This window comes from Proteus sp. MB838 (assembly GCF_054767435.1).
Map to the genome: position 1 here is coordinate 1 of NZ_BAABMO010000054.1, position 18,699 is coordinate 18,699.

30 protein-coding genes are annotated in these 18,699 nt (G+C 41.2%); 28 read left to right on the forward strand and 2 right to left on the reverse strand.

Features of this window, described 5'->3' with window-relative positions; all coding sequences use genetic code 11:
• Nucleotides 1–461 precede the first annotated feature (461 nt).
• Together ACYUCW_RS16400 and ACYUCW_RS16405 are read right to left on the reverse strand one after the other, a co-directional pair.
• Entirely contained in the window at nucleotides 462–767 is a 306-nt protein-coding gene (locus ACYUCW_RS16400; protein ID WP_460409027.1) for a hypothetical protein, read from the reverse strand.
• A 30-nt stretch (nucleotides 768–797) separates the two neighbouring features.
• Nucleotides 798–1,499, reverse strand: a complete 702-nt coding sequence (locus tag ACYUCW_RS16405; protein WP_012367615.1) for an XRE family transcriptional regulator — start codon at nucleotides 1,497–1,499, stop codon at nucleotides 798–800.
• A gap of 107 nt (nucleotides 1,500–1,606) precedes the next feature.
• Between ACYUCW_RS16405 and ACYUCW_RS16410 the strand changes: the two genes are divergently transcribed.
• From ACYUCW_RS16410 to ACYUCW_RS16545, 28 genes are all read left to right on the forward strand, one after another.
• Nucleotides 1,607–1,792, forward strand: coding sequence for a Cro/CI family transcriptional regulator (locus tag ACYUCW_RS16410; RefSeq protein WP_012367616.1), 186 nt, complete (start codon nucleotides 1,607–1,609; stop codon nucleotides 1,790–1,792).
• Between the two features lie 135 nt (nucleotides 1,793–1,927).
• Nucleotides 1,928–2,254: a CII family transcriptional regulator gene (locus ACYUCW_RS16415; protein ID WP_460409028.1), complete on the forward strand. Its 327-nt coding sequence runs from the start codon at nucleotides 1,928–1,930 to the stop codon at nucleotides 2,252–2,254.
• 116 nt (nucleotides 2,255–2,370) lie between these two features.
• Nucleotides 2,371–2,547 carry a hypothetical protein gene (locus ACYUCW_RS16420; protein WP_164484703.1) on the forward strand — a complete coding sequence of 59 codons (177 nt, stop codon included), beginning with the start codon at nucleotides 2,371–2,373 and terminating at the stop codon, nucleotides 2,545–2,547.
• Nucleotides 2,540–3,628, forward strand: coding sequence for a replication protein (locus ACYUCW_RS16425; RefSeq protein WP_460409029.1), 1,089 nt, complete (start codon nucleotides 2,540–2,542; stop codon nucleotides 3,626–3,628). Before ACYUCW_RS16420 ends, ACYUCW_RS16425 begins: the two co-directional genes overlap by 8 nt.
• Nucleotides 3,565–5,004, forward strand: coding sequence for a replicative DNA helicase (locus ACYUCW_RS16430; protein WP_460409030.1), 1,440 nt, complete (start codon nucleotides 3,565–3,567; stop codon nucleotides 5,002–5,004). Before ACYUCW_RS16425 ends, ACYUCW_RS16430 begins: the two co-directional genes overlap by 64 nt.
• Before the next feature lie 19 nt (nucleotides 5,005–5,023).
• Nucleotides 5,024–5,227 carry a hypothetical protein gene (locus ACYUCW_RS16435; protein WP_161727802.1) on the forward strand — a complete coding sequence of 68 codons (204 nt, stop codon included), beginning with the start codon at nucleotides 5,024–5,026 and terminating at the stop codon, nucleotides 5,225–5,227.
• Between the two features lie 10 nt (nucleotides 5,228–5,237).
• Nucleotides 5,238–5,405, forward strand: coding sequence for a hypothetical protein (locus tag ACYUCW_RS16440; protein ID WP_152964332.1), 168 nt, complete (start codon nucleotides 5,238–5,240; stop codon nucleotides 5,403–5,405).
• Nucleotides 5,406–5,420: 15 nt separating this feature from the next.
• Nucleotides 5,421–5,642 (forward strand): hypothetical protein, encoded by a 222-nt coding sequence (locus ACYUCW_RS16445; protein ID WP_064497301.1) that lies wholly within the window; start codon nucleotides 5,421–5,423, stop codon nucleotides 5,640–5,642.
• Nucleotides 5,629–5,886 (forward strand): DUF551 domain-containing protein, encoded by a 258-nt coding sequence (locus tag ACYUCW_RS16450; protein ID WP_071233456.1) that lies wholly within the window; start codon nucleotides 5,629–5,631, stop codon nucleotides 5,884–5,886. Before ACYUCW_RS16445 ends, ACYUCW_RS16450 begins: the two co-directional genes overlap by 14 nt.
• Nucleotides 5,887–6,221: 335 nt before the next feature.
• Nucleotides 6,222–6,500 carry a recombination protein NinB gene (locus tag ACYUCW_RS16455; RefSeq protein WP_460409033.1) on the forward strand — a complete coding sequence of 93 codons (279 nt, stop codon included), beginning with the start codon at nucleotides 6,222–6,224 and terminating at the stop codon, nucleotides 6,498–6,500.
• A gap of 307 nt (nucleotides 6,501–6,807) precedes the next feature.
• The gene (locus ACYUCW_RS16460) at nucleotides 6,808–7,470 is read left to right on the forward strand and encodes a metallophosphoesterase (RefSeq protein ID WP_460409035.1); all 663 of its coding nucleotides are present in this window, start codon (nucleotides 6,808–6,810) and stop codon (nucleotides 7,468–7,470) included.
• Entirely contained in the window at nucleotides 7,467–7,610 is a 144-nt protein-coding gene (locus tag ACYUCW_RS16465; protein ID WP_196721363.1) for a protein NinF, read from the forward strand. The genes ACYUCW_RS16460 and ACYUCW_RS16465 overlap by 4 nt, the downstream gene beginning before the upstream one ends.
• Nucleotides 7,582–8,175 (forward strand): recombination protein NinG, encoded by a 594-nt coding sequence (locus ACYUCW_RS16470; RefSeq protein ID WP_196551329.1) that lies wholly within the window; start codon nucleotides 7,582–7,584, stop codon nucleotides 8,173–8,175. The genes ACYUCW_RS16465 and ACYUCW_RS16470 overlap by 29 nt, the downstream gene beginning before the upstream one ends.
• A 152-nt stretch (nucleotides 8,176–8,327) precedes the next feature.
• On the forward strand, nucleotides 8,328–8,519 hold the full coding sequence (locus tag ACYUCW_RS16475) for a hypothetical protein (RefSeq protein ID WP_460409037.1): 192 nt from the start codon (nucleotides 8,328–8,330) through the stop codon (nucleotides 8,517–8,519).
• Nucleotides 8,516–9,271: an antitermination protein Q gene (locus tag ACYUCW_RS16480; protein ID WP_460409039.1), complete on the forward strand. Its 756-nt coding sequence runs from the start codon at nucleotides 8,516–8,518 to the stop codon at nucleotides 9,269–9,271. The genes ACYUCW_RS16475 and ACYUCW_RS16480 overlap by 4 nt, the downstream gene beginning before the upstream one ends.
• Nucleotides 9,272–9,661: 390 nt before the next feature.
• Nucleotides 9,662–9,931 (forward strand): phage holin family protein, encoded by a 270-nt coding sequence (locus tag ACYUCW_RS16485; protein ID WP_460409041.1) that lies wholly within the window; start codon nucleotides 9,662–9,664, stop codon nucleotides 9,929–9,931.
• Complete coding sequence (locus tag ACYUCW_RS16490; protein ID WP_049257301.1) at nucleotides 9,931–10,401, forward strand: lysozyme; 471 nt, start codon at nucleotides 9,931–9,933, stop codon at nucleotides 10,399–10,401. Before ACYUCW_RS16485 ends, ACYUCW_RS16490 begins: the two co-directional genes overlap by 1 nt.
• The gene (locus tag ACYUCW_RS16495; protein ID WP_168725612.1) at nucleotides 10,383–10,541 is read left to right on the forward strand and encodes a hypothetical protein; all 159 of its coding nucleotides are present in this window, start codon (nucleotides 10,383–10,385) and stop codon (nucleotides 10,539–10,541) included. The genes ACYUCW_RS16490 and ACYUCW_RS16495 overlap by 19 nt, the downstream gene beginning before the upstream one ends.
• 2 nt (nucleotides 10,542–10,543) lie before the next feature.
• Nucleotides 10,544–10,945: a hypothetical protein gene (locus ACYUCW_RS16500; protein ID WP_460409043.1), complete on the forward strand. Its 402-nt coding sequence runs from the start codon at nucleotides 10,544–10,546 to the stop codon at nucleotides 10,943–10,945.
• Nucleotides 10,833–11,087 (forward strand): Rz1-like lysis system protein LysC, encoded by a 255-nt coding sequence (lysC, locus tag ACYUCW_RS16505; RefSeq protein ID WP_460409045.1) that lies wholly within the window; start codon nucleotides 10,833–10,835, stop codon nucleotides 11,085–11,087. Before ACYUCW_RS16500 ends, lysC begins: the two co-directional genes overlap by 113 nt.
• 211 nt (nucleotides 11,088–11,298) lie before the next feature.
• Nucleotides 11,299–11,523, forward strand: coding sequence for a DUF2560 family protein (locus ACYUCW_RS16510; protein ID WP_036977151.1), 225 nt, complete (start codon nucleotides 11,299–11,301; stop codon nucleotides 11,521–11,523).
• Between the two features lie 9 nt (nucleotides 11,524–11,532).
• Complete coding sequence (locus tag ACYUCW_RS16515; protein WP_460409047.1) at nucleotides 11,533–11,982, forward strand: hypothetical protein; 450 nt, start codon at nucleotides 11,533–11,535, stop codon at nucleotides 11,980–11,982.
• A 54-nt stretch (nucleotides 11,983–12,036) separates the two neighbouring features.
• Nucleotides 12,037–12,396, forward strand: coding sequence for a hypothetical protein (locus ACYUCW_RS16520; protein WP_036970157.1), 360 nt, complete (start codon nucleotides 12,037–12,039; stop codon nucleotides 12,394–12,396).
• A gap of 8 nt (nucleotides 12,397–12,404) precedes the next feature.
• Nucleotides 12,405–12,896 carry a DNA-packaging protein gene (locus ACYUCW_RS16525; protein WP_460409049.1) on the forward strand — a complete coding sequence of 164 codons (492 nt, stop codon included), beginning with the start codon at nucleotides 12,405–12,407 and terminating at the stop codon, nucleotides 12,894–12,896.
• A complete protein-coding gene (locus ACYUCW_RS16530; RefSeq protein WP_460409050.1) occupies nucleotides 12,871–14,367 on the forward strand; it encodes a terminase large subunit domain-containing protein in 1,497 nt (498 codons plus the stop codon). Before ACYUCW_RS16525 ends, ACYUCW_RS16530 begins: the two co-directional genes overlap by 26 nt.
• A 2-nt stretch (nucleotides 14,368–14,369) precedes the next feature.
• Nucleotides 14,370–16,460 (forward strand): portal protein, encoded by a 2,091-nt coding sequence (locus ACYUCW_RS16535; RefSeq protein ID WP_460409052.1) that lies wholly within the window; start codon nucleotides 14,370–14,372, stop codon nucleotides 16,458–16,460.
• A 14-nt stretch (nucleotides 16,461–16,474) separates the two neighbouring features.
• A complete protein-coding gene (locus ACYUCW_RS16540) occupies nucleotides 16,475–17,389 on the forward strand; it encodes a scaffolding protein (protein WP_460409054.1) in 915 nt (304 codons plus the stop codon).
• Nucleotides 17,389–18,672 (forward strand): P22 phage major capsid protein family protein, encoded by a 1,284-nt coding sequence (locus ACYUCW_RS16545; protein ID WP_460409056.1) that lies wholly within the window; start codon nucleotides 17,389–17,391, stop codon nucleotides 18,670–18,672. The genes ACYUCW_RS16540 and ACYUCW_RS16545 overlap by 1 nt, the downstream gene beginning before the upstream one ends.
• Nucleotides 18,673–18,699 lie beyond the last annotated feature (27 nt).

An 18,699-nucleotide genomic window follows, 5' to 3' on the forward strand; every position in this document is an offset into this window, starting at 1 on the left:
GCGTCTGCGAATTTTTGAGTTCTCTTTAAAAATTATCGTTGCCATATTTGCCTCCTAAGTGATCTTTGGTGATTGGCATAGTCATGTGACTAATCATGATCCGCTATGCGAAAGTGGCTACGTCACGCCATCTTCTACACCAATCCCAAAAACCACTCAGTGGTTGCTCTAAAAATTTATTCTGAGCGTTCCTAATTGTAAAAGAGCGAACATCCTGTTTGTTTATCTATGGCTACTTGCCTTTGATGTGATTAACTATACAAGCATTACTTTATTAAGACAAGTAAAACTTGTGTAAAAACTTGAGTTAATCTTTATTTAAACAATAAATGCTTGTTTTTGTTTGTGTTATTTTTTGTAAAAAATTTAAATTTTTTATTCTGTTGGCAGTTTTTTGTGATTTGTAGGCATAAAAAATCCCTCATTAAAGAGGGATCTGTGATGTGGTAGGTGAGAGGTAGCTAGTTTTTACTTGATGTTATTTCTGCGAAATCCAGTAGTGCTTTCTGGCAATCGTTGGTCATATCAATTAAGGTGCTGTTTTTCTTTTTTGCCTCATTGCTCATGAACTTATCTATAAACTCATCCCCATTTGGCACATTATTTTCTTGCTGAAATTTATATAAAGAAGAGTAAGCGTTGCACTCAGATGCTTTCATGATTGTAGTTATCAATTTGAAGTCATCTTCATTAGTGATATCAATCTTATTAGTAGCATGGACAGATATTGAAGAAACAGTAATTAGTAATAAAATTATATTTTTCATTTAGTTACTACCTGATAATTAAATAAATTTCTATCCATGAAATTTGTATTTTATAGATTGGCTAACTAAAACTTTGGCATGAATGTAGAGGCTATTGATACTATCTTCTTCTAAATACCAAGTTTCATATCTTGCGTTATCCGATATGACAGCCAGTCTCTTATATTGCTTTTGAAGCCTTTTTATATATAGCTGATTATCTAATACAAAGACATAAATTCCATCACCATCAAAAAAGTTAGTGGTGATATCTACGAATATTTGATCTCTGGGCTCAAATGTTCCAGCCATAGAGTCACCTTTAACAGTGATCATCTTGATTGTGGATGCAGATCTCCCACCAAACAGTCTTTTTGCTTCATCTGCTGAATACTCAATAGCCGTTATTGTCTCAATAAAATCATCAAGAACCATCACACCTGGCCCTGCACTAGCTTGGATATCCAGCATCTCCACCTTGTAGGTATTTTTATCTGAAACTTCAATATCTTGATTTATTTGAATACTACTGACTTTGTTTCTTTCATCAATATCAGTTATTCCGAATAACAACCAATTGGTATCAACTTCAAGTATTTCAGCAATTTTAATAACTCTGTTTTTTCTTGGCTCAGTACTGGTCTCCCACTGCTGTACTGATTGTGGTGACACTCCTACCAACTCAGCTAACTCAGCTTGGGTCATGTTTTTTGCAAGTCTAGCTTGCTTGATTCTTTCGCGCATAGTTTTCATTCGCTCAATATACAAGTTGCGCTTTTATTTTTCCAACAAGTAATACTTGCTTAAATAAAGCGTTTCTTGTATTCTTCTTGTTGTTAATCAGTTAAAGGAATATCTTTATGAATGCATTGGAAACAACAATTAAAAAAGCAGGTGGAATTCCAGCTTTAGCTAAGAAGTTAAAGATTAGCGATCAGGCCATTAGACAATGGGAGCAAAAAGGTCGCATTCCTCCTGCAAGATACGCTCAAATCAACGAACTATTCGGAATACCATTTGAGCATTTAGTAAAAGATAAAAATTAGTTTCACCCGCTCTTTAACATCGCTAACCCGCTCAGAGTAAATTCTCAGAGCAAACAATCCGCTCATATGGAATGAGCCACGGATCATTACTGCTGTTCCCAATATGGGAAGTAATCACATAACGGAGTATGAACAATGGAATGCGCAAATACACGCAAACAATTCAATCAATTTATTTCTGACCACTTAATGGCTTCGGCATTACAGGCATTGAGAAGTAAAACTCAATCGGTAGTAGCTAAAACATTAGGTGTTCATGACTCAACCATTCTACGCAGAACTGAAAAATATCCAGAGATATGCGAGACATTAGTCGCATCTGGAATAGTCGATTTTGTGATGGAAGGTGAGAGGAAAATATCAGAGGAAGAATACCGCTTTTTATGGAAACAAATAGGTGAGCTTTCTCAGATGAGAACAAAAGAAAACGCCCCGATTGTTGGAGCAACCGAGGCGCATTAATAAATGGACTTAACCATTTAAACCAACAAATACACTGTATCAATAACCAGTAATTACGACAAGGGAAATTTAGGTTTCTCTTGTCTGATACAGCTTAGGAATAAGGGAATTATACCATGAAGAAGAAAGTTAATCATTGGTTTAATCGTCACGAAGTGCATAAAAACATCATGCGAGATAAGACGTTACGAGAAGTGACACCGTTAGGAAGTAAACGTCTAAAGGAAGCATTCGAAGATGCAAAATTGAGAAATGAGCATCGTGAGAAATTACTAGGAGGATCGCATGAGTAATGTTGCATATGCATATTTTGGTAATCAACGACGGCAAGAGAGGCCTAACGTGGCAGATCTTGATAATGGCTATACAAAATTAGCTAACGAACTTTACGAAGAATTAATTGGCGCAAACCTAACAAAGAATCAGGCAAAAGTTGCTCATGCTATTTGCAGGAAAACTTATGGGTTTAATAAGAAAACAGACCGCATATCAGACAGTCAGTTGGCAGAGTTAACTAGACTACCAAGGCAGAAAGTTAACAAGGCAAAAAATGAGCTTATCGCTATGAAAGTTATAGTGAAAGTTGGTATGGCGATAGGGCCTAATAAAAACCTAACTGAGTGGGATATTCCTGATTATCACCAAAACGGTGTCATTGTCACCAAAACAGTGACAAAAAGTGTCACCAAAAGCGTGACAGCGCTGTCACCAAAACAGGGACACACAAAAGAAACTATTACAAAAGAAAAGAAAGAAAAGATCCCCCTTACCCCCGTAGGGGAAAATATAGCTCTAGGAATTCTCGATTATTTTAATCGGCTAACCAATTCTAAATTTCAATCTACGGAACCCATCCTAAAAGCGCTTAATACCATCAAAGCTAAAGGCGAATGCTACACAGCTGATGAAATTAAACTTGTGATGGAGTGGGCTGTTAAGACTTGGACTAAAGGGAAGGACTTAAAACCTCAGAACTTGTGTCGAATGACTCGCTTCGATGGCTATCTGTCAGATGCGATCAAGTGGAAAAACCGAGACGGTATCAATCCTGTCGATTGTCCTCATGAAGAATTAATCAAAATCTGGAACAAATACGTTCCTGAAAGAGCCATTGATTTTCATGAGTGGACATCACGCAGACCTGCTTACAAAGATTTGGAGGCTGTCTGGAATGGCAAAACTAACAAAGGGCAATGGCGTGAAGTAAAACACATGGACACCTGCTTCAAGCTGATATCGCAATCAAGTTTATTCACTGGTCTGCAAGATAAGGGGTGGTTAACTCTTGACTGGATCTTAACGCCGACAAGATGGTCGCAAACCTACGAACAAGCCAAGCGCGAATATATCGAACGGAAAAAAGGGATTGTTTAATGGAAAATAAATTCACGGATTATTACTCAGAGCAGGCTGTCATTGGCGGAATACTGATTGCCACATCTGAAACAGAAGAAATTGCTATCTCAGCGATTGAAAGTTTAGTTGCTGACGATTTCACATCATCGGCTCACAAAGCCATATTTAAAGCCATGCAAAGCCTTGTCAGGAATGGCTCTAAGGTTGATTTGGTTTTACTGAATGGAGAAATTGAACAACAAGGTAATTCAGATATTACTGGCGGGTTCGGCTATCTTGCTGAATGCACTAAAAACACATCAAGTATTCAAATGTTACCCGGTTATGTTCAGAAGATAAAGGATCTAACCACGGCACGAAAAACGCTTGCTGTTCTCAATGAAGGCATTGCGAAGATTAGCTCATCAAACGTTAGCAACCTTGTTGATGTTGTTGGTGAGGTCCAATCCTCAATCTCATCAATGGACACAGGTAGCGTTGTTGAAACACAGCACATCATGGACGGTGTGAACGAGTCGATAAATATTCTTGAGTCGATGATCAACGGTGATATCTGGAAATATAAAACTCAGTTTGGTTTACCTGATATCGATAAGACATTTGGTGGATTTAATAACACCGATTTGATTGTTGTTGGTGGCCGTCCTGGCATGGGTAAAACCATGTTCAGTACAGCAATTTCAAAAGCAATCGGATTGAAGCAAAAGAAACCCGTTGTTTTTTATAGTCTCGAAATGCCGTCATGGCAGATATCAGAACGCATTTCATTTCATCACGCAGGGGTTAACAAGCAAGACTTGCTCGGTGATGATAAATCGAAAATCAACATGGATGAGGCTTGGGCTAAGTTATCTCATGCGCTTGCTGACATTCAAGAATCACCGATTTATATCAATGACCGACCATCAATGAGCATTCATGAAATACGTGCTGACGCTAGAAAGATGCACAAAAAAACGGGTGGTTTAGGTGTCATTATCGTTGACTACTTGCAGAAAATGAAAATGACCAATCCTGAAAATATGAATCAGTCAGTAGGTGAAATTGCGACAGGATTAAAAAACCTAGCGAAAGAGCTTAAATGTCCCGTAGTCGCACTTGCTCAATTAAACCGTAACTTAGAACAACGCACCAATAAGCGCCCCGTTAATGCTGATTTGAGAGAGTCTGGCGTTATCGAACAAGAGGCTGACGTTATCTTCATGATTTATCGTGATGAAAAATATCATCCCGACACCAATCTGAAAGGTATCACTGAGGTTATTTGCACGAAATCACGACACGCACCCGGTGCAGAAAAAACATATTACTTCACTAATGCTCGCGGTGGTTTAGATCAGGCAGTTTTAAGCAATATAAACAGCGACTACTTAGATGAAGAAATTGAGTGTTAACACGCAAGAGGATTTTTAGATGAACTTACTAACACATGCTGTCACCAAGGTTTTAGGTGATCCGGTTCGCCATGCCTACAAAAGCGATGATGGAACAGAAAATGAATATTACCTAACGCCAGTTGAGTGTGATTGCTGGGGTAATATTTCTAACACGAAAGTGATGACAAATACTCTTGAGCAAGCCAAGGCAATTAAAGTCGGCTACGAGTGGGAATCGTGAGGATTTTTAGATGGAATATTTACGAGATATTTTAGGCACATTGTTTTTCATGCTAGTACCGATTACTGGATTTTTATCTGTTGCATTCCTGATGTATCACGAAAAATCAGGTTGGGGATGGTTACTTTTAGCAGTGGTTGCCATATCAGGAAGTTTAAAAATTAGTTATGGCGATTAAGCGAGGTGTTGAGTGATGAAAGGAACAGAATTTAAAAAGTTGATGTGGCTCTACGCTGATGAGGCAATGATACGGAAACGTAGATATGTGAGAGGCGGGAAAAAGACAGCGGACCGCAATCGAAAAATGCACAAACCATATCGTTGTGAAAAGGTTATGAATCGCCTTTTAAGAATTGATTCTGATGCGTTTGTTAAAAGACTAAACCGAAAGGAGGCATCTAATGCAGGGAGCTAATTGGGTTAAGTGTAGTGAGACATTGCCAGAACTAGACGCGCCAGTATTTGCTGGATGGTTCAGAGGTAATGGAGAGTTTGTATACCACGTTTTCATGCGTTCTGATACATGTGGAGAAGGTTGGATTTGGTCGCGTTCTTACAGTCATTTTATCAGCGATAGTGATGAGTTTATTGAAGATGATAATTACCCAATAACGCACTGGATGCCTTTACTACTCCCACCAATGCCAGAGGGTGAATGATGGACGATCGCAGATTAAAACTAGAAGCCGTAGCAATTTGGCAAGAGCTAATTTTACAAGCTAAGCGAAAATACCAATGGTGGGAGTTGTAGCAGCATGGAACAGGAGAGCTAACAGTGAGTAATGGAATAATACATATCAGCCGTTATCGGATGTATCGGCTCAGATTAAATGACGGGCGATATATTTATATGTCATGGCACCCATATTGCGGTCCTACTATTTTCAAAGATAAATATGAAACCCGATGGATTGAGAATTGGTACGAAGACGAGCAAATAGTTGACGCTGTCAATTGGTTCGTAAACCGAGGGAAGAAAGCATAGGAGGCTAACTTGGAAGCAGATTTTCTCTTCCACGAATCAACCAAAAATACCGCATGGCAACACCTCAAAGAAGTTCTAGCAACAAACCAACCACACCGAATCATTATCAAGCCTTGGAAAAACAAGCGTTCATTATCTCAGAATTCCACTTTTCATTTGTGGTGCTCAGAGATAAGCAAATATCTATGTAAGAACAACGCCAATTACACACCGGAAACCGTTAAGGAAATGCTTAAGCATACATTCCTAGGTTATGAGGTGGTTGATATGGTTGACGTTACTACATAACTTACAGAGCGCGTAAGGACACTTCGGAAAACATCAAATCTTGATACGGGTGAAATGTTCCACTTCATGGAGCAGGTTGAACGCTGGGCGGTAGGTATAGGTTGTTTCGTGACGATACCTGATAACAGTGAATATATGAAATTGAAAAGGGAGCAGGACAAATAATTATGGCTAAGAGAAATAACGCACTAGAGAGCATGAAAAAGTGGATGGAGTTTATTCCTCAGTGCTTACAGCCACAAGGTAAGCAAATTGACAACGAAGAACCCAAAGAGAAGCCAGCAGCCAAGAAGCGGAGGGCGAGAAAGTGAGCGAAGAAAGAAACGGAATTTACCTCAGAATCGATGGTGATCAATATCGCCATATTTGGGTGGTTGGTGATATTCACGGATGCTTCAATCTATTAAAAAGGAATATGTATCGAATTGATTTTAATAAAGAAAAAGATTTATTGATTTCAGTTGGTGACCTAATAGATAGGGGTGATCAGAATGTCGAATGCCTAGACCTGATTAATGAAAAATGGTTTAGAGCGGTGCGTGGTAATCATGAGCAAATGGCTATTGATGCCTTGTTTAATGGTGGGGATGTCAATAACTGGCTATACAACGGTGGTAATTGGTTTTTTCTGCAAAATTATGAGGAAGAGATTTTATCCCGCGCCTGCTTAGCCAGAGCAGAGAAACTTCCCTTTATTATCGAAGTAAATACAGATGGAAAAAAGACAGTCATTGCACATGCTGATTATCCATCCGACGAATACGAGTTCGGCAAACCAGTAGATGAGCAGTATGTGATTTGGAGCCGTGAGCGCATTGGTAACGATAACGTCCGTGAGATTAAAGGTGCGGACCTATTTCTATTTGGTCACACACCAATGATTAAAGGTATCGAAAAGCGCGCTAATCAGGAATACATCGATACTGGGGCAGTGTTTGGTTATGGGCTAACTATGAGACAAATCAAATGAACTGCCAATCATGCAATAGACAGCTAACAGATGATGAGGTTTACGTGTGTGCTCAGTGTGCTGATGAATACGCTCATTTGGAAGTGATGGATAAAATCAAAGGAGAGGGAGATGCAGAAGCTAAGGCGACGGCGCTGTAAAATATGCCGAGAATGGTTTCACCCTAAATACAGCAATATTTGGTGGTGTTGTCCAGAACATGGAGCAGAACTGGCGATAAAGCGAAGAAACAAGGAGAAAGAAAAAGCATTAGCGAAACGTAAAAAGGAGCAAAGAGAAAAGGAAGTTAAAGCAAAAGACAAGCTCAAAGCCCGCAAGTTAGCAGTAAAACCCCTCTCATATTTCACCAAACAAGCACAGACCGCATTCAACGCATTTATCAGAGAAAGAGATAAGGATGAACCTTGCATCTCATGTGGGCGTTTTCACGAAGGTCAGTATCACGCAGGACACTATCGAACAACCGGTGCTAACCCAGAACTTAGGTTCGATGAAGATAACTGCCATAAGCAATGCGCCCCATGCAATAACCATCTATCGGGAAATATCGAAAATTACACACCTCGACTAATAGAGAAAATTGGTCAAGAACGTTTCGATCGCCTAATGGGGTCTCATGAATTGCCAAAATGGAAACGTGAAGATTATGAGCGGATACGTGATCACTACCGAGTAAAGTTAAAGGAGCTGAAGAATGACTCCTGATGCATGGTTTGCAGTTATAACTTGGGGGATTTTATTGTTTGTTTGGATTCCTTACAACTACCTCAGGTATAGGCGAAATATACGGACAGCAAAAGCAAAAAGAAGAGCTTACATATTCGCATCTAAGTATAGAACGGTAAAGGAGCTGAAAGATGTTCACTGACTTAATCGCAGCTATTGAAGAAGCAAGATATTTAAAATCCAGATCAGGCGGTCGAGTTAACTTCTGTGTAATGCAGGTTATGGACTATATGGAAGTGGTAAGCGGGCTGATGGGTGGTGTCAGGGTTTTATATACAACTGCCAATGATGGTTATCACACAGTATTACCGGAGGCGAGATGAACCTAGAAAGCGCTGTTAAATATCACTTCGCTAAAACCACATCAATATCAGATGCGCCTAGCTCAACATCACCAGATAGATTAACAGGCACTGATGTTATGGGCGCATTTGGTATGTGTCAGAGTAAAGAGTCATTCGGCTATTCAGCATTCTTGGGGAAGATGGGAATAAGCCGAAATGACAGAGATAAGGCGATACAACTTTTAACTAGACATGCATTGAATCATTGCGATAAGGTTCCAGCCTTACGCAAGCTCGATATGAATGTTAAGCGAAAGGTAATGCAAATACTCGCAAAATTCGCTTATGCAGATTATTGCAGATCGGCATCAAGTGTTACTGAGTGCGTAAAGTGCAATGGATCAGGCTTTAAGATAAAGGCGGTTAAGGTTAAAAAAGTCTTTGGTAAAGAAGTTCGCATTATTGATGACACTGAGTCATGCGCTTGTGATAAGTGCAACGGTAAAGGTTATGTTTCTTGTGCGTGCAATGACTGTAAAGGGCGTGGTATGGCAATAGACAAAGAAACGCTAAGGTTAACCGGTGAAGCTGTCAGTATGCCTTGTAAGCGTTGTTCTGGCCGTGGCTACGAACGAATACCTGCATCAAAGGCTTTTCAGGCTGTGTCTCATTCAGGGATTACGATTGATCAATGGAAGCGTTCAGTTAGTAAATTTTATGAGTCATTGGCGGTTGAGTGTGAAAAAGGAGAAAGTAACGCAGATTACATACTAAAAAAGGTAACAAATTAAAAACGAATACTTCTAACGAATGAATTGACTTTTACACTTTTCTGTGTAAATATTGTTCTAACGATGGGTTATTGCCATTTCGTTAACGTTAAAAGAATTCAAGACCTCGCTTCGGCGGGGTTTTTTGTTATTTAATCTGGTGTAATTCCACCATTTTAATTCCCCCGAATTCGAGGGAATAAGTTATTGATATTTATCCAGAGTGCTTATTTGCATTGTGGGTAATCCAACTCTCCGGAATTTCCGGATAGTTCACATTCAGAAGATCGCTTAGGCGGTCTTTTTTCGTATATGCCGACCACAGAACAATTGCCCTCGTTATCACGTTCACACAAGAGCTGTGAGTCGGCACTCCTTTAACTAAACTTAGGCACTCCGTAGGGGGTGTATATGCGCATGGACAAATTAACCAATGCTACCTACGGAACAGCTGGCTTAACTGCCTTTTTTGCAAGTCTCTCACTTTATGAATGGGGCTTTGTAATAGGGATGGGATTTAGCATGCTTCTTGGACTGGCAACTTGTCTGATGACACGGCGAGAACAGCGAAAACGAACAGCATTATTTGCTGAATTGGTTCATCGAAATTGTTCTAGTGATCCGCGAGAAATCGAAAAAATAGTCGGTGAGATGCTGACTAAAGCTAAAAAGGACATCTAATGAACCTAAAACAAAAAGTGACAGCTGTTGCGAGTGCTGGTGCGGTAAGTATTGCACTAACAGTGATTGGTTATTTTGAGGGTGTGCGTTATGAACCTTACCGCGATGTTGCTGGAATTCTGACGGTTTGTTATGGACACACTGGAAACGACATCATTCAAGGTAAGACATACACACAACAAGAGTGTGACGAGTTACTACAGAAAGACTTTATCAGAACGCAACAGCAAGTAGATGTCCTGGTTAAAGTGCCGGTCGATGATAAAACAAAAGCTTCTCTATATTCCTTTGCTTTTAATGTGGGCACCACAGCTTTTGCACGCTCTACATTGCTTAAGAAATTAAATGCTGGTGATCAGAATGGCGCTTGTGAAGAAATGAAACGCTGGGTTTATGCTGGTGGAAAGGTGTGGCGAGGGTTGGTCAGTCGTAGAGAGGCGGAGTCAGCATTATGCAATGGAAGCCTTTAATCATCATCGTCGGTTTTATCCTTACATTACTCATCTCGGTTGCTGGTGGCATTTATCTCTCAATTGATAATTCATGTGTTAATGATAAAGCCAGTTTAGACAAGCGCTGTCAGATAGCTCTCTCACATCATCGGTACTAATTATGAAGCTAGGCGAAACAACAGTGTCCGTTGGCATTATCTTGGTGATGATCATCTGCATTGCGTGGCAAAGTAACCATCTTGATAAACTGAGTGAAAGTATTACTAAGTTAGAAAAAGATAAATTATCACTCACTGAACAACTATCACGTCAAAACTCAATCACAGAAAATGCCAACCGCACATTCAGGATTATCAACAATGTCTCATCACTTAATAGCGAAGAGCGGAATAGGTCAGCCGTGGATTCTGAAAAAGTTAAAACGGTTATCAAAACTGTTCTTGTCAATAATGATTGCGCCAATACTACTATTCCTAGTGACGCTCTTATCAGGATGCACGACTATTCAGAAAGAATACGTGCCAGTGGAGCACATAGCGATACCGGCACACCTAACCGCTAATTGTCTATTGCCCTATATACCCAAACAAATGACATGGGGAGAATTGTTAATGTTAAACATCTCCCTGTTATCGGTTATTGAGCAATGTAATTCAGACAAGAAAGCAATACGGGAAATTGAACAACAACGAGCCTCGCAATAGCGGGGCTTTTTAATGGAGAAATATCATGGCAGCACAAGGTTTCGATAACCCAACTCAATTCCGTGAAGAATTAGATAAAAGCATTCCCAAAGAATAACCCCGACAAGGTAACAGGTGGTGATCCTTCTTGCTGACGGGTAAGCCGTAAGTGACCAAAGTAACGTAGTGATACGTGATGATGGTTGCGATTAACTTCACACAGGAACATTAAATGACAGAAATTACAGCACAGAATCAAATGCGCTTAGAGCTATTACGGTTAGTTGGCAACGATACCGCAGCGGCTCAAGCTGCTATTGAGTTCGTTAAAGATGACGCACTCAAGTTTGAGTTATTCAAAGACGCATATAAGCAGTGCCAGACTGAAAGTGAGTTTGTATCACGATCACAGAAAGCGGCGCGAGAAGCTCAAGAAGCACTAGACCTATTCACATAGGAGTTAACAGTGATATATCCATGGCCCGTATTTTTGGACGGTGAAAAATTAGTATCCGGCCAAAAAATTACTTCTATTAAAAATAGAATCCTGAGTAATGATGTTTATATCGAATTACTTAATGTGCCTGAATTGGTTTACGTCACATTTGAATTTCTCAAGCGCACACAATTACAGGTCGGTTGGTTTTATTTTAGAGATGAATCTGGCCAAGACTTCGCAATTCCAGAAAGTGAATTCTTGGCTAAGTTCAAACCTGTTGCAGGTGGTAACGGCGCCAAAGGAGATAAGGGCGATAAAGGTGATTCTGGTAAAGATGGCGTTAATGGTAAAAACGGAGTTGATGGCGTGGGTATTAAAACTATCACTGCGTCACAGGAAGGCGGCGTTGTTACTTTAACCATTGAAATGACCGACGGAACACAACAAACGCCTAGCTTCACATTACCATCAGCTTAGTTAATTACACAGCTCATTTACGAGTGGGCTGGATAATTGATTAAAGGGGGATATATGAAATTACATAAAAAAGTAAAAGTCCCCATATATGGGCTTAATATTCATATCTGCGCTACTGAGGATGTTGCAGGCAGTATCTATGGTTCGGGCATACATACCCCATCAAATATGGGGCAGGTTGTTCAGATTGAAAATACAAAAACTGGCGAGATGATAATCCTCATTAGCTTTAAAGATGTCGATTGTTTTAATGCCGACACTATATCTCATGAGTCAGTGCATGCCGCATGGAAGGTGTTAGAAATAGTTGGTATTAAAGTAGATTATGAAAATCATGAGGCGTTGGCGTATCTAACTGGTTGGATTAGTAATGAGATAAATAAGTTTTATTACAAAATTAGTGCTAATGATTAGGTGGATATATGGCAGCACCAAAAGGAAATAGATTCTGGGAGGCTAGAAGTAGTCACGGAAGAAAACCCATATTCGAGTCTCCTGATGATTTATGGAACGCTTGTTGTGAATACTTCGATTGGGTTGAAAAGAATCCATTGTATGAAACTAAGGCGTTTGCATTCCAAGGGGTAGTGACTAAAGAAACATTGCCTAAAATGCGAGCTATGACGCTATCAGGGCTTTGCTTGTTCATTGATATACACGAGGACACGTGGCGACTATATCGCACCAGAGAAGATTTTATCGATGTCACTACGCGAGCTGAGAAAGTTATCTATGATCAGAAATTCTCAGGCGCAGCCGCTGACTTACTGAATGCAAATATTATTGCTCGTGATTTAGGTCTCAAAGACAGACAAGAGGTCGAGGATGTAACTCCAGATAAGGGAGACCGTGACAAGCGACGCTCTCGAATTAAGGAGTTATTCAACCGTGGAAAATCTGGATCAGATACTTGATAACCTGAGCGACGACGAACAATACGAATTGCTTGAGTTATTGGAAGAAGAGGAAGAGTACAGGAAAACGCACCGCTTATTTGAATACTCTCCCTATGACAAGCAAAGAGAATTTATTGAGGCAGGTGGTAATTATTTCGAGCGTTGCTTTATGGCCGGTAACCAGTTGGGTAAGTCATATACAGGTGGTGCCGAGGTTGCATTTCACTTAACCGGAAGATATCCAGGCACTAAAGGTTACCCTGAAGATGGTGCTTGGAAAGGAGAGTGGAAAGGTAAGCGGTTTCTTGAGCCTAATGTGTGGTGGGTTGGCGGTGAAACCAACGAAACAGTAACCAAAACAACTCAGCGTATCTTGTGTGGGCGAGTGGAGGAAACTGGTGAGATAGGTTACGGTTCAATTCCAAAAGAGGATGTTATTAGCTGGAAGAAATCACCGTTTTACCCAAATCTTGTAGATCACATACTTATCCGACACCGCAATGCTGAAGGCGTGGAAGATGGGATGTCAATCTGCTACTTCAAACCTTACTCGCAAGGGCGCGCTAGATGGCAGGGTGACACAATACATGGTGTGTGGTTCGATGAGGAGCCGCCATATTCCATTTACGCAGAAGGGCTCACCCGCACAAACAAATACGGTCAGTTTTCAATTCTAACATTCACCCCGCTGATGGGTATGTCTGATGTCGTAAAAAAATTTCTAAAGAACCCGAGTAAGGCACAGAAGGTAGTCAACATGACTATCTATGATGCTGATCACTACACCGAGGAAGAGAAAGAACGGATTGTTGCTTCATATCCTGAACATGAAAGAGAGGCTCGTGCTCGTGGTATTCCAACAATGGGTAGCGGTCGAATTTACCAAATACCTGAAGAGTCGGTTAAGTGCCAGCCTTTCGAATGTCCTGAACATTTTTACGTTATCGATGGTCAGGATTTCGGCTGGAATCACCCACAGGCTCATATCCAGTTGTGGTGGGATAAAGATGAGGATGTTTTTTATCTTGCTAGAGTGTGGAAAAAGTCGGAAAACACAGCAGTTCAAGCGTGGGGTGCTGTTAAGTCATGGGCTAATAAAGTTCCTGTAGCATGGCCTCATGATGGTCATCAGCGCGAGAAAGGCGGTGGTGAGCAACTAAAAACTCAGTATGCGGATGCTGGCTTCTTAATGCTGAAGGAGCACGCAACATTTGCAGAGGGTGGCAACTCAGTAGAGTCCGGTATTAATGAATTACGTGATCTGATGCTTGATAACAGATTTAGAGTATTTAATACCTGTGAGCCATTCTTTGAAGAGTTCAGACTATATCACCGTGACGAAAACGGGAAGATAGTCAAAACAAACGATGATGTGCTTGATGCTGTTCGCTATGCCTACATGATGAGGCGCTTCGCTAAGCAGTTGCGTGATATCAAAAAGCCTAAAGAAAAGAGAATTCCCGCCCCAATTAGACCTATTAGGAGATAGAGATGGTCGATAGAAACGAGCGGCTTGAGAAAATACTTCGCAAATTCGACCTCGATTACTCTGCATCTGAAAATGCCAGAACGGAGGCGAGAAACGATTTATTCTTTAGTCGCGTTAGTCAGTGGGACGACTGGCTGGAAAACTATGTCACATTGCAATATCGAGGTCAGTTTGACGTAGTGCGCCCAATGGTTCGTAAGCTCGTCGCTGAGATGCGCAAGAATCCTATTGAGGTTAAGTATCGACCGAAGGATAACGCGCCAGCCGATGCCGCCGATATTCTTATGGGTATGTATCGAACTGACATGCGAAACAATAGCTCAAAGATTGCCGTTAACGTGGCAGTAAGAGAGCAAATCGAGTGTGGTTACGGTACTTGGAGGCTAACTACTGAATATGAGGATGATAATCCAACCAGTAATAACCAGATTATCCGACGCGTTCCAATGCATGAGTCTTGCACTCACGTTATCTGGGATTGTAATGCTAAGGCAATGGATAAGTCTGACGCTAAGAATTGCACGATAATTCACGCGATGAACATTGATGGATGGGAGGAGTTCGCTGAAAAGTACGGGTTAGACCCTGAAATTCAACCATCATTCCAATCACCGAATAACGAATTGCTGTTCACTTGGTCGAGTGGAAAGACAATTCATATCGCTGAGTATTATGAGGTTGAAGAAAAGAAAGAGTTGGTGTTTGTTTATCGTGACCCGATAACTAATGACCTTCAAACGTATTCGGCAAAAGAAGCTAAAGAAAAGATTGATGAACTGGCAAATGCTGGCTATCAAAAGGTAGGTGAGCGTAGGGTTAAAAAGCGCAGAGTCTATAAGTCAATCATCACTAGCACCGACATTCTGAAAGATAAGATGCCAATAGCTGGCGAGCACATACCGATTGTACCTTTGTACGGCGAGTGGTCATTTTTTGATGATAACGAGTTATACGAAGGGGTTGTTAGGCTGTCGAAAGACGCCCAAAGGTTGCGTAACTTCATATTATCCAAGTCTGCCGACACCGCCGCTAAATCGCCTAAGAAAAAGCCGTTTTTCTATCCTGAGCAGATAGCAGGGTATGAACACATGTTTAGCGGTGAGGACGATTACCCTTACTATCTACTCAACCGTACTGATGAAAATAATAATGACCTACCTCCTTCACCCGTTGCTTATATGGAGAATGCCGAGGTTTCACAGGCTGATGCATTACTACTAGAAGTGGCAACGGAAGCAGCTAAATCAACCGCTCGTGTCGGTGTCGATACTGATGCGGCCAATGGTCAGGTGGCGTTCGATACCGTCAATCAACTAAATAGTCGCATCGACCTAGAGACATACGTGTTTCAGGATAACTTAGCTATCGCGATGCGCCGTGATGGTGAAATTTACGCATCAATTGCGGCTGAGATATACGACACCAACCGAACAGTAACAACAACTGCTGAAGATGGGGGTGAGAATCAGGTTGAGCTAATGCAGGAAGAATTAGACTTCCGCAAAGGTGAAATGATTGTTCGCAATGATATCCGAGGCAAGTACGAAACATTCACTGATGTAGGGCCATCTTTCCAATCGCAAAAAGATGCTGCTAGGGCTGAGATAGGTGAGCTTATTACCAAGGTTCCAGTAGAGCATCCAATGTGGAATGTCATGATGCTGACATATGCAAATATGATGGAAGGTAAAGGGGTCGAATACATCAGAGATTACGCCAACAAGGAATTGATTGTTAATGGCTTGAAGAAACCAGAAACCGAGGAAGAACAACAATGGTTGATGGAAGCTCAGCAAGCAGCACAAAGCAATCAAGATCCTAACGCTATGTTAGCTCAGGCGCAAATCATCGCGGCTCAAGCAGAGCAAACCAAAGCTAATAACCAAACAGCGCAAACTCAAATCAAAGCATTTACCGCTCAGCAAGATGCAATGGAGTCTCAAGCTAATACAGTCTATAAACTGGCTCAGGCTAGAAACATAGATGAATCGGCAGTAAGAGAGACCATTAAACTTCTGAACGAGGTTGCACAACAGCAACAACAAAACATTCCTACCGACAATAGCGTCGAGAATAATCCTCAATCCATGTAAGAGAGTTAAATATCATGAGTACAACCACCGAAATTCAGAATAACTCTGAAGAATTAAACCTGTCCGACGATCAGGCGGCGGCATCCGTAGAAAGTCAGTCTGCTGAAAATGCCAACTCAGCAGCAGGACAGGAGGAAGGCTTCGAGATTGTCCTGAAAGACGATGAGAAACCACAGGAAGGGAAACCAAACAATAACGCTATCCAAGCAGCGAAACGCATCGCTCGTAAACGTCAGCGAGAAATTGAGCAACAGATAGCAGCAATTGAAAATGGCGAACTTCCTGAAAACTTGCGGGTAAATCCTGAGCTACCAGAAATGCCTAAGCTGGATGATTTTTTATCTGATGAGGCACTCGGTAAATATGACTATGACACTCATAAGGCTAACGCTGCGTTTCAGGCTGAGTTGCTGAAATGGCAAAACAAGGCTTTAGATGCAAGAAGTAAAGCTGTGGCGGATCAGGGTCGTAAAACTCAGGAATACACACAGCAAGGTCAACAAATCGCTAATGCAATCAAGGCTCATTATGATGCGGCTGAGAAGTTAAACTTGCCTGACTATCAGGAAAAGGAAGATTCAGCGTTGCAAGTGTTACCTCAAGGTGTTTATGAGGGTATCGCGCAGAACTTTCCCGAAAAATCAGCCGCTATCATTTACTACCTAGGTGCAAACCCTGAAAAAGCACAAGATTTATTTAGCAAAAATCCAGTTCAAGTCACTATCGAACTCACTCGATTAGCTGATCGTTTAACTCTCAAGCCTCGCGGTACACAACGTTCATCTGCACCACCTGCTGACGAACCTATTAGCGGTGATGTTACAGCGGCAAATGTCGCGGCATTACAAAAGCAAATGGATGATGCAGCAAGTAAAGGTGATGTACAAAAGTACCGCGCTATCAAGGCTAAATTACAAGGAATAAAATAATGGCTTTAAATGAAGGTCAAATTATCACCTATATGGTGGATGAAGTAGTAAACACTATCGAAAATAACTGTCCAATGGCTCAGCGTGTAGGTAAATACACACCTCCAGCTGGTGATATGCAACGTTCACAAAACACTATCTGGATGCCAGTAGAGCAAGAAGCGCCAACGCAGAAAGGCTGGGATTTAACAGATAAAGAAACTGGCATTTTGGAATTGTCTGTTAAATGTAACATGGGCGTTCCTGATAACGATTTCTTCGGTTTACGTGCTGATGATGTTCGTGACGAAACGTCTATACGTCGTCGTATTCGTGCATCAGGACTTAAGCTGGCAAATAACGTCGAAACATCCATTGCTAAACAGGCAGCTGAAACTGCCTCATTAGTTATTGCTGATGCTGGTGATTTATCTAACGGTGCGGATTCTTGGGGTTTTGTATCGCAGGCTGAATCTCTTATCTTCTCTCGTGAGTTAAACCGCAATGAAGGGTTGAGTTACTTCTTTAACCCTGATGATTATCTCAAAGCTGGTTATAACCTGGTGGGTAAAGATTTATATGGACGAATTCAAGAGGAAGCGTATAAATCAGGAACCATTCAAAAGCAAGTTGCAGGTTTTGAAGATGTTCTTCGCTCACCTAAGCTTCCAACTCTAACCGCTGGAACAGCAACTGGTGTTACAGTTGATGGTGCGCAGAAGTTCAAGCCTGAAGCATGGAAAGAAGATGTTGACGGAAATCGTGAAAACGTTGATAACCGCACAGCAGTAGTTAAAGTTAGTGACGGTTCAGCATTTAAACGCGGTGATAAGATCAGTTTTGCTGGTGTTAAGTTCATCTCGCAAATGGCGAAAGACTTACTGACTCAGGATGCAACATTTGCTGTTGTTGGTGTTGAAGGTAACAACATTACCATTATGCCTAAGCCGATTGCGCTTGATGATGCAGATTTAAAACCAGAACAACGCGCATATGCCAACGTGAATACATCTCTTGCAAATGGCGCGGCAATTAATGTCCTTAACGTGAAAACGTCTAAGACAAACATCTTCTGGGCTGATGATTCAATTACTCTGCTATCTCAACCTATCCCGCTTAACCATGCGCTGTTTAGTGGCATGAAGACAGAGGCATTTAACATTCCTTCTGTTGGTTTAAATGGCGTTGTTGCATATCAGGGTGATATCTCAACACTGGAAGGCAAATGCCGTATTGCCGCTTGGTATTCTGCATGTACCAAACGACCTGAAGCAGTTGGTGTTGGGCTGACAGGTCAAAAATAAACCCTCGTTGTTATTCGGGAGCTTCGG

Excerpts from the sequence above, each read along its gene's own strand:
- ACYUCW_RS16470 (WP_196551329.1), top strand. The coding sequence starts at position 7,582 with ATGCAGAAGCTAAGGCGACGGCGCTGTAAAATATGCCGAGAATGGTTT.
- ACYUCW_RS16500 (WP_460409043.1), top strand. The coding sequence starts at position 10,544 with ATGAAGCTAGGCGAAACAACAGTGTCCGTTGGCATTATCTTGGTGATG.
- ACYUCW_RS16425 (WP_460409029.1), top strand. The coding sequence starts at position 2,540 with ATGAGTAATGTTGCATATGCATATTTTGGTAATCAACGACGGCAAGAG.
- ACYUCW_RS16485 (WP_460409041.1), top strand. The coding sequence starts at position 9,662 with ATGCGCATGGACAAATTAACCAATGCTACCTACGGAACAGCTGGCTTA.
- ACYUCW_RS16410 (WP_012367616.1), top strand. The coding sequence starts at position 1,607 with ATGAATGCATTGGAAACAACAATTAAAAAAGCAGGTGGAATTCCAGCT.
- ACYUCW_RS16490 (WP_049257301.1), top strand. The coding sequence starts at position 9,931 with ATGAACCTAAAACAAAAAGTGACAGCTGTTGCGAGTGCTGGTGCGGTA.
- ACYUCW_RS16420 (WP_164484703.1), top strand. The coding sequence starts at position 2,371 with ATGAAGAAGAAAGTTAATCATTGGTTTAATCGTCACGAAGTGCATAAA.
- ACYUCW_RS16480 (WP_460409039.1), top strand. The coding sequence starts at position 8,516 with ATGAACCTAGAAAGCGCTGTTAAATATCACTTCGCTAAAACCACATCA.
- ACYUCW_RS16430 (WP_460409030.1), top strand. The coding sequence starts at position 3,565 with ATGGTCGCAAACCTACGAACAAGCCAAGCGCGAATATATCGAACGGAA.
- ACYUCW_RS16535 (WP_460409052.1), top strand. The coding sequence starts at position 14,370 with ATGGTCGATAGAAACGAGCGGCTTGAGAAAATACTTCGCAAATTCGAC.
- ACYUCW_RS16510 (WP_036977151.1), top strand. The coding sequence starts at position 11,299 with ATGACAGAAATTACAGCACAGAATCAAATGCGCTTAGAGCTATTACGG.
- ACYUCW_RS16435 (WP_161727802.1), top strand. The coding sequence starts at position 5,024 with ATGAACTTACTAACACATGCTGTCACCAAGGTTTTAGGTGATCCGGTT.
- ACYUCW_RS16400 (WP_460409027.1), bottom strand. The coding sequence starts at position 767 with ATGAAAAATATAATTTTATTACTAATTACTGTTTCTTCAATATCTGTC.
- ACYUCW_RS16415 (WP_460409028.1), top strand. The coding sequence starts at position 1,928 with ATGGAATGCGCAAATACACGCAAACAATTCAATCAATTTATTTCTGAC.
- ACYUCW_RS16405 (WP_012367615.1), bottom strand. The coding sequence starts at position 1,499 with ATGAAAACTATGCGCGAAAGAATCAAGCAAGCTAGACTTGCAAAAAAC.
- ACYUCW_RS16445 (WP_064497301.1), top strand. The coding sequence starts at position 5,421 with ATGAAAGGAACAGAATTTAAAAAGTTGATGTGGCTCTACGCTGATGAG.
- ACYUCW_RS16525 (WP_460409049.1), top strand. The coding sequence starts at position 12,405 with ATGGCAGCACCAAAAGGAAATAGATTCTGGGAGGCTAGAAGTAGTCAC.
- lysC (WP_460409045.1), top strand. The coding sequence starts at position 10,833 with ATGATTGCGCCAATACTACTATTCCTAGTGACGCTCTTATCAGGATGC.
- ACYUCW_RS16440 (WP_152964332.1), top strand. The coding sequence starts at position 5,238 with ATGGAATATTTACGAGATATTTTAGGCACATTGTTTTTCATGCTAGTA.
- ACYUCW_RS16495 (WP_168725612.1), top strand. The coding sequence starts at position 10,383 with ATGCAATGGAAGCCTTTAATCATCATCGTCGGTTTTATCCTTACATTA.
- ACYUCW_RS16465 (WP_196721363.1), top strand. The coding sequence starts at position 7,467 with ATGAACTGCCAATCATGCAATAGACAGCTAACAGATGATGAGGTTTAC.
- ACYUCW_RS16520 (WP_036970157.1), top strand. The coding sequence starts at position 12,037 with ATGAAATTACATAAAAAAGTAAAAGTCCCCATATATGGGCTTAATATT.
- ACYUCW_RS16540 (WP_460409054.1), top strand. The coding sequence starts at position 16,475 with ATGAGTACAACCACCGAAATTCAGAATAACTCTGAAGAATTAAACCTG.
- ACYUCW_RS16450 (WP_071233456.1), top strand. The coding sequence starts at position 5,629 with ATGCAGGGAGCTAATTGGGTTAAGTGTAGTGAGACATTGCCAGAACTA.
- ACYUCW_RS16475 (WP_460409037.1), top strand. The coding sequence starts at position 8,328 with ATGTTCACTGACTTAATCGCAGCTATTGAAGAAGCAAGATATTTAAAA.
- ACYUCW_RS16545 (WP_460409056.1), top strand. The coding sequence starts at position 17,389 with ATGGCTTTAAATGAAGGTCAAATTATCACCTATATGGTGGATGAAGTA.